Below are 14,962 nucleotides of genomic sequence, written 5' to 3' on the forward strand. Positions count from 1 at the left end.
AAGCCAAAGCCTTACATGTTACAACAATATTTTATTTGTATTTATACTTTCCTAGCTGTTACCTTTGCAATCTTGCAAAATAAAAAATGCCAGCTCACTTAGCACATACACAGATTTTTATTACCGGGTACGTACTTCACGACCTATAGTAGCCCCTCTTTTCTGAATTTGGAGCTATCTCAGCCTCCTGTTTTTACTTTATTTATTGAATCATTTTTTTGGAGGGACAATCATGTTCAGAGGAATCATTTTGGTTTTTCTTGGGGCTTGTAGCTTTGGCATATTATCTACATTCGTCAAATTAGCATATAAAGAAGGCTTTACCTTGGGTGATGTAACGGGCACTCAGGTATTATTTGGGTTGATTTTTCTTTGGGTGATGGTGTTGTTGCGAAAACTGCTTGGCAGTAAAAGCAACAGCACGTCGTTCAGGGAAAAACTACAACTGGCTGCCATGGGCACCAGTACCGGCCTTGTAAGTATATTTTATTATAAATGCGTCCAAACGGTGCCAGCGTCCATCGCTATCCTGCTCCTGATGCAGTTTACCTGGATGAGCCTGTTGCTGGATGCTGTAACAAAGCGTAAACTTCCACAGGCATCGCAGGTAAGTATGGTGGCGCTTGTTTTGTTAGGCACCTGCTTTGCCGGCAGGTTGTTTTCTGATAATCTACCAGCTTTTGACTGGTCAGGGATAGGCTATGGTCTTTTGGCCGCGATGAGCTACACTATTTTTCTGGCTGTGAACGGAAAAGCAGGTAACAAGATGCACCCGATCACGAAAAGCGCTATACTTCTAACAGGAGCCTGCGTTTTAATTTTTACAGTGTTCCCGCCGGTTTTCTTAATAAATGGTGCTCTTTTACATGGCTTATTTAAATGGGGACTGGTATTGTCTGTCTTCGGAACAGTATTGCCTCCAATATTTTATGCTTACGGCATTCCCAAAACAGGTCTGGGACTAAGTGCCATACTGAGTGCAGCAGAATTGCCAGTGGCGGTGTTAATGTCGAGTATAGTATTACAAGAAGAAGTTTTGCCGGTACAGTGGTTTGGCGTTGCTTTGATCCTGATGGCCATTGTAATAGCTAACTGGACAACGATTTTTAAAAGAACAGATAAAAAAGCTGCGGCTGTTCCCGTAGCAGAAATAGCACATTAACAACACGTATATTTTTAAATTTTGTATTTCTTGCCTATGATACTATAAAAGTTTTTGAAATTAAATTGGTTGATTTTAATGGTTAGGTTCAGCAATTGCGCTGTTTTCCTAACCATTGGTTTTTATAGGCCCTCTAATATCTAAAATAGCAGCACCTCTTCTTAGCCTCTCCATCCCCCTTAACACAGGACCTGCTGCATAACTTCCCCCATTAAACAATAAACTACCCTCCTTCCCTGTTTTATAGAAAAGCCTAATTTTTATTTACTTTACCCGATTTTCATTATGAAAAAGGCATTTCCAATTCTACTTGTAGCCGCTATATGCATGAGCTTTCAGGTAAAAAACGTATCAAATCCAACAACAACTACCAGTTCTGAGCTGGAAAATAACGTTACATCACCCAGTCCTGCCAATGTCTCCCTGGGCACCTATGTAGGAACACTGCCTTGCGCAGATTGCGAAGGTATACGCATGAAATTAACTCTGCAGGAAGGTAAAGCTGGTAAAAGCAAAACTTTTGTGATGGAGCAAACATACCTCGGTAAACCTGCAGGCAACAACGCAGTAAAGATTAAGGGAATCTGGTTCCCTGCCCGGGGCAATAAGCAGGATCCGAATGCTGTTATCGTTCAGTTGATCCCTGACGGTAAGTATGACCCGTTATACTTCATGCGCTTAAATGAGAAAGCTATAAAGATGCTGGACCGCCAGCAGAACCCGATCAAGTCAAAGCATAATTATATTTTACAAAAGCAACGGTAACGGCCTCCAAATTATCGCTTGTATTTCAATTCAAAGCCATTTTAGTTTAACTTGCAACTTAGAACTTAAGAACTAAACATACATGGCCCGTTATCTTACCGGAATACAAGCTACTGGCAGACCACACCTGGGAAATTTGCTGGGAGCTATTATCCCTGCCGTAGAATTATCCCGTACTTCTGAAGAGGAGTCACTGTACTTTATTGCTGACATGCATTCGCTTACCACAGTTAGGGATGCAGAACAATTAAAGAGTAACACCTATGCTGTAGCTGCAGCTTGGCTTGCTTTTGGGTTCGACACTGATAAGCACATTTTTTACCGCCAGTCTGATGTACCGATGGTAACAGAATTGAGCTGGTACCTAAGCTGCTTCACCCCCTTCCCGATGTTAGCAAATGCGCATTCTTTTAAGGATAAATCGTCGCGTAGAGGTCTTGCCGATGTTAATGCAGGTTTATTTACTTACCCTGTATTGATGGCAGCAGATATATTGATGTATGATGCCAACCTTGTTCCCGTTGGTAAGGATCAGATACAGCACCTGGAGATTACCCGCGACATTGCCAGTTCATTTAACCACACCTATGGCGAAACCTTTGTTTTGCCAGAGGCACGCGTAGATGAAGCCGTAATGACGGTACCTGGTATAAACGGAGAAAAAATGAGCAAGTCTTACGGCAACATCATTGACATCTTTGAAGCTGACAAGCCGTTGCGTAAAACGATCATGAGTATTGTGACCGATAGTACTGCCTTAGAAGAACCGAAGGATCCGGACAGCGATACAGTTTTCCAGTTATACAGTTTACTGGCTACTGCTGACGAGATAGAGACTATGCGGCAGAACTACCTGGCTGGTGGCTATGGCTACGGCCATGCAAAACAAGCTTTGTACGAGTTAATTATACACAAATATGCTGAGGAGCGCGAGTTATTCAATTACTATATGAGCAACCTGCAGGAAGTAGACAGGAAATTACTGGAAGGCGCTGAAAAGGCAAAAGCGATTGCTACACCAGTACTGAAGCGCGTTCGTGAGAAGCTTGGCTTTTAGCTGCCAGCTAGTTATTCAAATCATACGACCAGCAATAGAAAAAGGCCTGCTTTAACAGCAGGCCTTTTTCTATTTTAGTTGCTCGTCCTGTTACATCGTGCCATAATAACGATTGTAACGGTCATTGTATTCATTATTATCTAATATTCCGTCGTTGTTATCATCCCATAAAGAGAAAATTCCATCAGAATACTCTCTTTCATTTATCATTTTATCACCGTCTTTATCCCAATCTTTGTAATAAGTGGTTTTGGCAAATGCAGTTCTAAACTCATTTTCATCCAGGTTATTATCTTTATTAACATCCCAGTCTGCCCAGTTCTGGCCTTCTATGCCAAAATCATTGTTTGCTGTTGTCCACTCATTTTCATCAATTAAATCATCATCGTTTGTATCCCAGGTCTCAAAGAATCCATTAGAGAATTCATTGTCATCTAAAAGATCATCATCGTTCTCATCCCATTCACCATAGTTTCTGTTGGATGCAAAAGTTGTCCCAAAACGTTCATTATCCCAGTTGTCCATTACACCTGCGTCAGTATCAGCTGTCGTCTCAATGGTTTCAGTGTCTTCGGCAGTCTCCATATCGTTACCACCGCAGGATACCAGGCCAGTGAAAAGTGCAAAGCACAAACCGGTACCAAGTAATTTCCAAACTCTATTTTTCTCTGTCTTCATAGTCTTTTGATTTTATGCGTCAATTCAAATTTATAGTACATTAAAATTAAACGGGTTGTACCCTGCACTAGGTTTGTATTGGGCACATAGACAAGTAAAGACGCTCAAACATTAAGTATAGAGGGGTTTCCAGTTCGTTAACAATTGAATAACTCCCTAACAACAATCCTGCAAAATTGTATTTTTAACTTATTCCATATACATAAAAAAAGCACTTAGATCTGCGTTGGCAGTACGAAGTGCATTGTAAAAGTTAAGAAGGAAATGTAGGTATGCTCTAGTCCTGCTCCTGAATAATAAGGTCAGCAGAGGCTCGGTTTAGAGCAATGGGAATATTATTGATAACAGCCGTTCTGATCAGGGTCTGTATATCGTGCTCGTGACCATGTGGGGTTTCAGCATCAATAAAAAAGATTACTTTATCCACTTCCCCCTGTAAAATTTTAGCAGCGAGTAAAATATCTCCCCCACTTGGGCCATGGCCAAAGGGAGTTATGGTTAAATCGAGCATTTCTCTGATCAGCTGCGATGTATTGGAAGTGCCGATAAGTTGGTGATCCTTTAACAAATGGTGATTTACTTTGGCCCAATTAAGCAGGTCGTTTTTTCTGCTATTGTGGGCAATCAAGGCGATTGTTTTTTTCATGTTTTAATAAATTATCAGTTAAAGAGCGTTTTCGCTCCGTGTGCTTTGATAAAGTTATAATAATCCAGCTCAATAACCAGACTCATAACAGTTTATTAACACATCAACCTTAGCAGTAGTAACACAGTCGCTCCGCTGCCAGAAAGTTATTCTACTCCAGCTAATTCAATTTTAAATTCAGCACAAGAGCATGGATGGGTTTTATCAATCTCTAGATAAGACATTAAAAAAGCAGTGGGTGCAAGGGCCGCAGCTATTCAATATGCTACAGACCCTACACCCACTGCTTTTTTATAATTTATTTTGAACAGCATGGATATACTGCTTCAATGATTCCGGGTATTAAGGAATCCACTTTATATCTTTGAAATTAGGCTTCCTTTTTTCCAGGAATGCGTTTCTTCCTTCTTTCGCCTCTTCGGTCATGTATGTAAGGCGTGTGGCTTCACCGGCAAATATTTGCTGGCCCACCATACCATCATCTGTGGCATTGAAGGCAAACTTCAGCATCTTGATAGATGTTGGTGATTTCTCTAAAATCTCCTGTGCCCAATCATAGGCTGTATCTTCCAGTTCATCGTGAGGGATAACGGCATTTACCATACCCATGTCATAGGCATCCTGTGCCGAGTAGTTTCTACCCAAAAAGAAGATCTCACGGGCACGTTTCTGGCCAACCATCTTAGCCAGGTAAGCCGATCCATAACCACCATCAAAGCTGGTTACATCGGCATCCGTCTGCTTGAAGATCGCATGCTCTTTGCTAGCCAGGGTCAGGTCGCAGACAACGTGTAAACTATGTCCTCCACCTACAGCCCAGCCCGGTACTACAGCAATCACTACTTTTGGCATAAAGCGGATCAGGCGCTGTACTTCCAGGATATTCAGACGCGGCATTCCTGCCTCATCTACATAGCCCTGATGGCCACGCGCGTTCTGGTCGCCACCGCTACAGAAAGAGTAAACGCCATCTTTAGTTGACGGACCTTCCGCTGAAAGAAGTACGACACCGATAGAAGTATCTTCACGGGCATCCAGAAAAGCTTCGAACAACTCACCTACTGTTTTCGGACGGAATGCATTTCGTACGTTTGGCCTGTTAAAGGCAATACGCGCCACCCCATTCGACTTTTTATAGGTTATATCTTCGTACTCTTTTACTGTTACCCAATTTGCTTTGCTCATGATTCTAAGTTTTAATACTGCAAATATAAAGCGCTTACAGCTCCTTTGCTCATCAATTACAAGTATACCCTTTAATTAAGCTTTCTTCAGGTACATGGTTTTCAATACAACCTGGCTCTTGCCGATGCGGCATTCCACTTCATCGGGGTTGCCTGTGAGGCGAATATTTTTGATAACATTTCCTCTCTTTAATGTAGTTGACATACCTTTCACCTTCAGGTCCTTTACAACGTGTACTGAATCGCCATCATTTAAAAGATTGCCATTGCTGTCTTTCGCTTCCATGATCATTACTTAATTGAACTTAATTCCGACAAATGTCGAGCTTTGAGTTCGATTTTCCTTAAAAAATCAATTCATTTATGCGATACGGGTAGTGATTTAGCTATTAGTCAGGCCCTACTGCTTTAGCTGCCGCAATACTTCTTTTATACCTTCCAGGCCACCGGAAATGTTCTCCATTTGCGCGAGCACCTGCCCTGCCTGGTTGTTACCCCCCAAACCTTTCATGCGCTGGTTACGGACAAAGGTAGCCTTAATATCCTCCCAACGTCTGGAATCGTCTTCCGTCGCGATACCAATTAGTTGCTTAAACTTAAGCATATTGGCTTCTGCCCCTGAAGTCAGCGTCTGCGACTCTGCTTCGTAATGAGAAAGTATAAGCGTCTGAAGTTCCTGCTCATTCATTACCGGCATCACTTTTTCAGTCAGCTTATTCATATTTCTATAAGAGCCCTGTAGTTTAAAGGCAGGTTCCGTTCTATACTCTTCTGCCTGTGCTGCGGAGCTGATGTACTGCTGGTTCACCTTTAAAATTACTTCCTGTATCTTAAGCAGCTTTTGCAATACCAGCACATACTCATTAATCTCCTCTGGTGAGTGGTTTCCTTCAAACTCTAGTCCCTCACTGTTGCCTGTCTCGGCTAATTTGATCAGAGCATAAACATCCTTATGGCTCTTTGCTGACAACTTTGCGAGGACTGCATTTGATGTCAGCGCGTTTTCGATGTAACTCAACCTGAACACATCTTCTGTGTCCCCTATGATATCACCCAGGTTGTAAATGTCTGCGCGGTTCGCCAGCATATCCGGAATACGGAATTTCTCACCTGTTTCAGTATAGGGATTACCAGCCATCACCACGCATACTTTCTTCCCTCTGAAATCGTAGGTTTTGCTCCTGCCTTTGTAAACTCCTTCGATTTTACGCTGCGCATCACACAGCGAAATAAACTTCTGCAAAAACTCCGGATTACAATGCTGGATATCGTCCAGGTAGATCATCACGTTATCTCCCATCTCAAATGACAGGTTCAGCTTTTCCAGCTCTTCGCGTGCGGCAGCGTTTGGTGCTTCCGCAGGATCCAGTGCAGTTACCTGATGACCGATAGCGGGCCCGTTGATCTTCATAAAGATGATACCCAATCGGTTTGCCAGGTATTCCATGATGGTGGTTTTACCATAACCAGGAGGAGAAATAAGGAGCAGCATACCCATCAGGTCGGTACGTTTTGTCTCGCCTGCTGTGCCCATCTGCTTTGCCAGGTTTGCCCCGATCAACGGCAGATATACCTGGTCTATCAGTTTATTTCGCACGAATGATGAAAGCACCCGCGGCTTAAACTCCTGCAAACGCAGCTCTTCTTCAAAGCTTTGCGTCAAGTTTTTCTTCAGTTCAATAAACTTCAGAAACTGTGTAGCGGTAGTAGAAGTATAGTTTCTGAGTTTGTGAATATAGGAGTGAAAATGCAGTCCATACTTTTGGTCCTTAAGAAGTGCGTGTGAACCTCGTAGCTTGTCTAATTGATCCTGCAACACTGTATTCACCACCTGCTGATGACTGTAGCTGTTGGTAAACAGAACTACTGACGCTTCAGCCACATACTCCATCTTTTCCTGCAGGCTTGCCTGAACAACAAAAGCCCGTAGCCAATGCTGCACCAGCTCAAACTGCTGCACCGGACTATCTGCCAGAGCTTTTACAGAGGCCTCAAAAGCCTGTAAGACCTTCTTTTCTGACAGATACTGCTTAAAACTTTCATGAAGATCTGCTGCTTGTTTGTCTGTTATAAAATGATTGCCACGGGTCAGTTCGTAAAACAGGTATTCACCGGCATCTGTGTCAACAGTATTCTCAAACAAACCTGTTGCTCTGATAAAATTGCCAATGTCGTCCTGCAGATCAGAAATAATGTCATCGAATTCGCGTGTATCCGGAAATACCTGAAGAATAGCTCCTACTCCTTTTAACTGATGATGCAGCAGCTCTTTTCTTTTCTCCTCAGCAAAACTCTTCCAGTACAATTGAGCGCACGCCCTAACAGCAGACGGATAGCGTAGCAAGTCAGCTGTTTTGATAAAGCGGATGACAGTAGCCAGTATTAATGCCGCATCATGATCGTGCACCCCTTTCATATACCCTTCGTTAAAGCGTTGGGACATAAAGCGACCGACATACGCTACCAGTTCTGCTTCTGTCAGTTTATGCAGTTCATCAATTGTTAACAGCCTGAAACTATCTTCTGAATCTGAAGCAGTTATACTATTGCTTTGCGCCGATTCCAGTACCTTATAAGCCAAATATTCGGCCCGGTATACCTCACTATTCTCCGACACCAGCGACTGATCCCAAACCGGACGATAGCTTAAAAAAGTAGCATCAGTTACCTTCTCAAAAAAGTTGGTACCAGTTAAGTGGAAATACATGGCGTTGTCCTGGTAAACCACACTCAGTTCCAAAGGCTGTGTGTTTACCGTAAACTGGTGCTTGCCAAGCTTCAGAATATTAGCCCCTTCTACAAAAAGCTCCTGTTTATCCTTTAGCTGTCGGACTGCATCTTCCTTCACCGTTTTAAGACGGCTCTGAATTGTATCAGCTTTTACGGTATCGCCTATCTTAAGCAACTCCTCAACCGTAGCCCGCACCTTCTCGACCATCTGGTCAGAGGCAAAATACCCATTTATCTCGCTGAGGTTATTTAGCTTGCCAACACGGTTGTGTACGGCTTTTAAAATTCTGTCTGCAGCCTGCTGCAGACTGCCTGCCCGCTTATTAAGCGCTTCCTGCAGAGCTACTTTCTTCGACTCAAAAGCGCTGTAAATCTCCTCACGTTTGGACGTAATCTGATCAATAAAATCATCAAAATCAGGGAATTTTCCTTCCAGCTCTTCCAGCTGCACCATCAGCTTTGCCAGGTACTCCTCGCACTTTTGTGGCGAGTCACATACATCCAGGTAATTTACTACACTCTGGCTGATCAGTTTGATCTGAGAATTAAACTCAGCCTTACCTTCCTGGCTCTGAAGTTCCTTGCGCCGTCGCTTAAGTGTTGATTTGGTCTGGTTAAAGTTACCGTAGATGGCAGAGATCGAATCAATGATGCGTGTGGTCTGGGTGGCATCATCAATCTTCAGATTACTCACAACATCGATGAGCATTTCAAGTTCTGCCGCTATGCCGGTGATCTCGGTATCGATCGCATCAGCTTCTACTACTTTAGTAACGGCTGCGATTGCTGCATCTATACTTTGTACGCGCTGCTCGTAAGGCTTCAGAGCATCAGGCTTTAGCAGGAAAGCCACAGTAGCATTGGCTGTGTTCTGAGCGTAGTCAAGCAACTGCAGTTCGTATGCTTCGATCTTCATCAGATCCGTATACCTTAGATCCCGAAGCGACACCACTTCACCTCTGATCGAACGGATCTCCGCCAGGTACTTCACATAATCGTTGATATGCTCAGCCTTCTGAATTTTCAGAGCACTTATCAACGTATCAGCCTGGCCTAAAACACGCTCGATCTCTGCTTTTGTATTCTTTTTGATCCGCAGCACTTTCTCATACTCATCAACAGCTGCTGTGGCGGTTTGCCGGATCCCGGAAAGCGGCGTTGCCAGCTCATACGTTTCTTTCCGGCTCAGCCAGTGGTACGAATCGATTATATTTGTGGTAAGCCTGATCAGGTCGATGTACAGATTCGCATAAGAATCCTCTTTTTGCAGCAGGCTCAACAGTTCCGAACATTCTGCCATCGCACGTACAATCTCCTTGTTCCCGATCTTGTACAAGTATGACTCCTGCGTTACCGGAATACTAAAGTTAGGACCTATGTAGGGTGTTTGCCAGATCTGGATGGCATGGTGCTTCTGTGCTTCTCCGTCTGCTTTAAAATAGCATAGCTCTCCATTTTCATAAATAGCATAGCCATGGCACACAACAGGCACCTCAATTTTCTGATTGATCAGGTTGTAAGAGAGCAGCAGGTAAGTACCTTGTTCTTTGTTGTAGAACACGTATAGAAAGTCCTCCCCGTTCGGAGAAACGATACGCTTCTCGAACAACATATCCTGCAGGTTGTTGTCAAATTCTTTGTACTCGCCGGTTTGCAAGTAATAGCCGTAAGGGTAAATGATACCCTGCCCATCCGGAAGCAACACGCAGCTTTGCTCCAGTGCATCTATCCGTTTTGCTTCACTTAATTTTGAGTTGAAAACAAAATAACGATAAGCCAACTCTCTATAAGGCTTAATCTTAAGCAGTACAATGTTGCCAATCAGGGCATAGTATATCTCTGAATCATCGAGCGTCTGATCTTTATCATCAACCTCCTCTGAGTATATGCCCCGCCCTGATTCCGTGTTATCCTCTACTTTTATGGTAAGGTCACCATTGATCGTCTCCACAAACGCTTTGTCTTCGATGGAAACATGAGGATGCTTGCCTTTCCGATGAGCATCACGTGTAGCCCGTTTCCAGGTAAAATCGTGCTGCTCCGGAAATACATACTCGTGGTCGCTGCGGTTATCAATGTAAACAAGCTTATTGCCCTGTAGCGCCCACTTAAACGTCTTGACATCGCTGGCACTTTTACCTACCCTGAAAACCATAAACAGGTGCGTACCTATTATGGCAAACTTTACGAACTGTGTATTTTTGTAGTACTTGTAAAGCTTCTGAAAGTCGTCTTTGAAAGTCGCATCACTTACCAAGTCCAGCGCCTGCTGATGGAAGGTGTGGTTCTCGTAAGTATAAACACCAAATACATCACTTAACTCCACTTCTGACTTTAACCCCAGGTGCACATTGTACCCGAACAGAAGGTTGAAGCCCACTGGTACCATATCCCAGGGAACACAGTTATGCTCAGTAGTAACACGGTCAGTAGTTACAAGCCTCGTTTCGATGGCACCGAACACCTGCTTGCGTTCCTGGTTGAGCTGGCTCAGCTGTTCCCGCAGTTCAGTTCCGCTTTTGTGCAGGCGGTTGCGTAATATTTCATAGGTTCCGCCCTCCAGTTGCACGTTTTCAGATGCAGAAGGAATGGCGGCAGTGTTTTGATCTTCCATTTTTATTGGAGGATTAAATGTTATTGAAAAAGGATGCCAAGGGTTTGAATACAGGTAAAAAACACCCCTGCTCCTTTAAAAGGCAAAACAGGGGTGTGTATTTACTGGTTTATCAGGCGTGGCTAATTAAGAGAAACGTAAGGCTTATCGGCTATACCCATGGCTGTAGCTGTACTTGTCAGTTGCTTAAGGGTATTAAGCGTATTCTCATCAGCGCTGTGCTGCATCATTTTCAGAAGCAGTGCAGATATGCTCAGGTTGCGCACATCATCCGAAGTCATGCCAAACTGATTAATAAAGCGCTGCAGGTTTGCCTTGAAGTCCACATTACCATTTCCGTTTGCATGGAAGAATGTATCTTTCACTGTTTCCAGCACATTGCTGTTACTAACCAGCCTGTCTACCGCTTTACCTTTAGTAATAGACCCTACAATCTGATCAAAGAACATTGTCTCACCACCTACTATATCAATTTTAGCAGCTTTCAGCGCCTCCGAGATAACCTCAGCCTGTGAGGCGGCAATATCTTTCTGGATGTTGATCTGAGCCAGCTCAACTGATTTTTCTTTATCAAGACGCAGCTTGAACTCTTCGTGCTCTTTACCAACACCATCCAGCTTGCGCATGGCTTCTGCTTTCTCTTCGATGCCTTTTGCATCTACCGTGAACTTCTCACCAATTACACGTGCCTCTGCAAGACCTCGCTTCTCTTCAGCCGCTGCCAGGTTCTCCACAACAGTTGCATCTGCAATGCCTTTCTCTTTTGTAACCCTCACAGTTACCATTCCCAGTTTCTCATCTGCTTCGGCCTGTGCATTTGCTTTCGCAAGTATCACCTGTGCTTCTGCTTCCCCTTCCAGCTGGCGTGCATGGGCCTTAGCCTCCATCACCTGCGCTTCAGACAGGCCAATGGCAGCGGCTTGTGCCGCTTCGGCCTCGGCCATTGTTTTAATTGCCTGGGCACGGTTGTTAGAAGACACCTGCTCTGCTTCGGCATCGATCAGCATTTGCTTCGCTCTGAATTCAGCAGCCTGGCGTGCTGCCTCCGCACTCTTGATCTCTTTCACTAAAGATTCTTCAGCTTCTTTCTCAGCATTTTTGATCGCTACAGCTTTTGAACGATCGGCTTCTGCGAACGCCTTGGTGTCTTTGATCTTTTCTTCCTCTTCCACCACAGCTTTTTCAACTGTCACACGCTCCCGGATTATACCCTGAATGTTTTTGCGTTCTTCTTCAATAGCCTTTTCCTTTTCGATCTGGGCCAGTGCTACGATACGCTCCTTTTCATTTGCTTCCAGTAAACGGGCCTGCTCCACACGCTCTGTCTCAATAGCATCTGTACGCTCTTTGCTTCGCTCTGCCACCAATATCTGGCGATCCTTGTTCTGCTCTGCAATTTTTACTTCTTCATCTGTCGCAATCCTTGCCTTCTCAGCTTTCAGGCGCTCCTCGTGGCGCACTTTCTCCATTTCGGCAAACTCACGCGACTTGATGTTTGCGATCTCGCGCTTCTGTTTTTCCTCGTTTTCAGCTAACTGCTTTTCAAGCTCCAGTATTGTTTCCTGAGCCTCTACGTTCTGTTTCTTAATGGTCTTTTCCTTCTCACGCTCGATCAGGTTGGCCTGCACTTTCTGTCTTGCTGTCAGGTCAATAATCTTCTTGATACCTTCTGCATCCAGGATATTGTTTTCGTTCAGGTGCTGAAGTGGAGTCTGCTCCAGGTAATCAATGGCACAGTCGTCCAGGACATAGCCGTTCAGGTCTGTACCGATCGTCTGCAAAATCTGGCGCTTAAAATCATCGCGGCTCTGGTACAAGTCCACGAAGTCAAAATGCTTTCCCACAGTCTTCAGTGCCTCCGAGAATTTTGCATCAAAAAGACTTTCCAGTGCCGTATGGTCTGATGCTCTTTTACATCCAATAGCCTGTGCCACCTGTACCACGTCTTCCGGGGTCTTATTCACCCGCAGGAAGAAGTTCACTTTGATATCAGCCCGCAGGTTGTCTTTGCAGATAAGCCCTTCTGAACCTGTTCTGGCAATTACAATGGTCTTTAATGTGATATCCATCACCTCCAGTTTATGGATGATAGGCACCACAAAAATACCTGAGAAAGACACCTTGGTATCACCAAGGCCTGTTCGTACCAGCGCTTCGCCCTGAATGGCTTTCTGGTACATTTTAATAACGATGGCTATCAAGCCAATAATGACTACCGCCAGAATAATGACGATAGACAAAGACAATTGTCCGATCATGTTAAATAGTTTCGTAAGGTTCTATCAAATAAAAATTGTTCTCATTATTGAAATCGATCACCAGGGCAGTCTCACCTTTTTTAACGGCTCCGCCATGCGTGGTTTTCACATTCAGTAGTAGCGGTGCCCCATTGGTTTTAACAGTTGCCTGGCCCAACTCTGTAGCGTTGGCCGGAAGTATAACCGTGCAGATCTGGCCGATAATAGTTACAGCTGACTCATGTTCTTTCTCAAGTGCAGCAAATAGCTTAACAAAAGGCATTGTCAGGATTTTAGAGATGAAGAGAGCAGCAATAAAACAGGGAATCAGGTAAACCGCTCCCAACAAAGTAGATCCATTATTCAGGTAATAATTAGCTAAAATAGAAAGTACCCAAAAAGGCAGCGCCAGGAATGTAAGGAACACCATGAGCGGAATCTTACCCAAATTAAAGAACGCAAGGGCGGAATTTAGCCAGGTAACAGCAGATATCCCATCAGCATCCAGGTCTGCTTCTGCTTCCACTTCAATGTCCAGGAAATCCAGGTCCAGCAAACCAAAGATCACGATTACCCAGTACAGCAGCGTGAATACCAGAAAGGCTGTTGGAATGATGTTAACAGTAGAAAATGAAGCTTGTAAAAGTTCTGTCATGTTTGTTGACAAAAGGGTTTAATTCAAATTAAAAATCATTATTCTTTTTATCCGGGATCAGGGAACCTGCTTCAAAAAAATCTGGTTGGAGCGCAGCTTTATTCTTTACCGGCATTTTGGATAAAAAGCCCCCGTGAAAGTTTTGCTTCCTCCAGTTGCCTCTTTACTCCTGCTTGTGCAGTCTGCAAACGCTTCACTACTTCGATAATCTTATGCCCCAGCCTGATGGCATTTTCCAAAGACTTTTCAATTTTGGCCTGCACAATCCAGTCAAAGATCAGGTTATCAAAAAAGTAGTCGGAGAAAGTCTCAAAGCTATCCAGGTGAATGGAAAGCTTCTCATTCATATTCACATCTTTTAACTCGTAGTTGAACAGGCGAAGCCGTTGCTGTACGGTATGCATGGCAGCTTTTGCATCGTCAATTTTACCGTGTTTGATCGCGGTCACCATCATGCCCCCGCCAAACATATCCCAGGTACCCCAGTTTTCGGCAGCTTTTAGATCGTCTACTACCTTGTTCATTGCTGTTAGCACATTGTCGCCAGCCAATATAGCCTCATCCAACTCTTTCAAATTTGATTGCAAGCTGATGATCTGTTCAGCCATGTGGTTCAACTGCCTGGACTGCTCATCATTTTCAGCTAACAGAGCTGCCTCTTTAGCAGTAAGAACCGCCTTAAAACTTTTATCCAGCCCATCAAAACTTTTCAGCTCCTGTAGTAGGTGTTCCTCTTCCTGCTTCAAATCCTGAAGGGTGGCAACACTTTCCTCATACTTTAGCTGTGCCGCCAGGTACTCCTGCTTTTCTTTGTTCAGTTGCTCTTCTTTGCTGCCAAGTATAGTGTAAAAAACAGCTGTAAGACCCAGGCCTGTCAGTTTATCAACATCGGCGGCTTCTTTAGTCAGACTTTTCTGCAGTTCGTTGTTCTTGCTGGTTTCCGCAACAATGTCTGTTTGCACCTGCTGGAGCCTCGAACGCAACTTTGCCCTCTTTTTTTCCTTCGCAACCAGGTCTGCTAGTTGTTGATTTAGTTCGCTCAACATGTGTTATAATTTATATAATTGTTGCCTTTCTCATTTTCTCCGATTCCAGCCTAGGGTTTAACTTTCTAGCTTAAAGACCTGACTTTCTGAGATCTGCCCAAAAGCAGGTAAAGGAGCGTGCCTAATACAGGTATAAATATGATAACTACTGCCTAGATGAGCTTATCAATACCCGATTTAAAATTGCT

At 44.0% G+C, this 14,962-nt stretch carries 11 protein-coding genes and 1 pseudogene; 3 read left to right on the top strand and 9 right to left on the bottom strand.

Annotated features, from left to right (window positions below; translation table 11 throughout):
- Nucleotides 1-232 precede the first annotated feature (232 nt).
- The 3 genes from ACSX1A_RS11580 (at nt 233) to trpS (ending at nt 2,984) form a co-directional block, all read left to right on the top strand.
- Nucleotides 233-1,162, top strand: a complete 930-nt coding sequence (locus ACSX1A_RS11580) for an EamA family transporter (RefSeq protein ID WP_439879811.1) — start codon at nt 233-235, stop codon at nt 1,160-1,162.
- Nucleotides 1,163-1,447: 285 nt separating this feature from the next.
- Nucleotides 1,448-1,927, top strand: coding sequence for a copper resistance protein NlpE (locus ACSX1A_RS11585; protein WP_439879812.1), 480 nt, complete (start codon nt 1,448-1,450; stop codon nt 1,925-1,927).
- 82 nt (nt 1,928-2,009) lie between these two features.
- Nucleotides 2,010-2,984 carry a tryptophan--tRNA ligase gene (trpS, locus tag ACSX1A_RS11590; protein ID WP_439879813.1) on the top strand — a complete coding sequence of 325 codons (975 nt, stop codon included), beginning with the start codon at nt 2,010-2,012 and terminating at the stop codon, nt 2,982-2,984.
- Nucleotides 2,985-3,074: 90 nt separating this feature from the next.
- Here the strand turns inward: trpS and ACSX1A_RS11595 are convergent, their stop codons facing one another.
- The 9 genes and pseudogenes from ACSX1A_RS11595 to ACSX1A_RS11635 all read right to left on the bottom strand — a co-directional run.
- Entirely contained in the window at nt 3,075-3,662 is a 588-nt protein-coding gene (locus ACSX1A_RS11595) for a hypothetical protein (RefSeq protein ID WP_439879814.1), read from the bottom strand.
- 277 nt (nt 3,663-3,939) lie between these two features.
- Nucleotides 3,940-4,308, bottom strand: coding sequence for a methylglyoxal synthase (locus ACSX1A_RS11600; protein WP_439879815.1), 369 nt, complete (start codon nt 4,306-4,308; stop codon nt 3,940-3,942).
- Between the two features lie 342 nt (nt 4,309-4,650).
- Complete coding sequence (locus ACSX1A_RS11605) at nt 4,651-5,493, bottom strand: 1,4-dihydroxy-2-naphthoyl-CoA synthase (protein WP_439879816.1); 843 nt, start codon at nt 5,491-5,493, stop codon at nt 4,651-4,653.
- Nucleotides 5,494-5,568: 75 nt separating this feature from the next.
- On the bottom strand, nt 5,569-5,778 hold the full coding sequence (locus ACSX1A_RS11610; protein ID WP_439879817.1) for an alkylphosphonate utilization protein: 210 nt from the start codon (nt 5,776-5,778) through the stop codon (nt 5,569-5,571).
- A 114-nt stretch (nt 5,779-5,892) separates the two neighbouring features.
- Nucleotides 5,893-10,836, bottom strand: coding sequence for a DNA repair ATPase (locus ACSX1A_RS11615; protein WP_439879818.1), 4,944 nt, complete (start codon nt 10,834-10,836; stop codon nt 5,893-5,895).
- Between the two features lie 122 nt (nt 10,837-10,958).
- Nucleotides 10,959-13,094 (bottom strand): flotillin family protein, encoded by a 2,136-nt coding sequence (locus ACSX1A_RS11620; protein WP_439879819.1) that lies wholly within the window; start codon nt 13,092-13,094, stop codon nt 10,959-10,961.
- A 1-nt stretch (nt 13,095) separates the two neighbouring features.
- The gene (locus ACSX1A_RS11625) at nt 13,096-13,728 is read right to left on the bottom strand and encodes a hypothetical protein (RefSeq protein WP_439879820.1); all 633 of its coding nucleotides are present in this window, start codon (nt 13,726-13,728) and stop codon (nt 13,096-13,098) included.
- A gap of 98 nt (nt 13,729-13,826) precedes the next feature.
- Nucleotides 13,827-14,774 carry a hypothetical protein gene (locus ACSX1A_RS11630; protein WP_439879821.1) on the bottom strand — a complete coding sequence of 316 codons (948 nt, stop codon included), beginning with the start codon at nt 14,772-14,774 and terminating at the stop codon, nt 13,827-13,829.
- A 65-nt stretch (nt 14,775-14,839) separates the two neighbouring features.
- Nucleotides 14,840-14,923: pseudogene (locus ACSX1A_RS11635) on the bottom strand (hypothetical protein); the annotation flags it as partial.
- Nucleotides 14,924-14,962: the final 39 nt, after the last annotated feature.

The organism is Pontibacter sp. MBLB2868 (assembly GCF_051904785.1).
Lineage (GTDB): Bacteria > Bacteroidota > Bacteroidia > Cytophagales > Hymenobacteraceae > Pontibacter.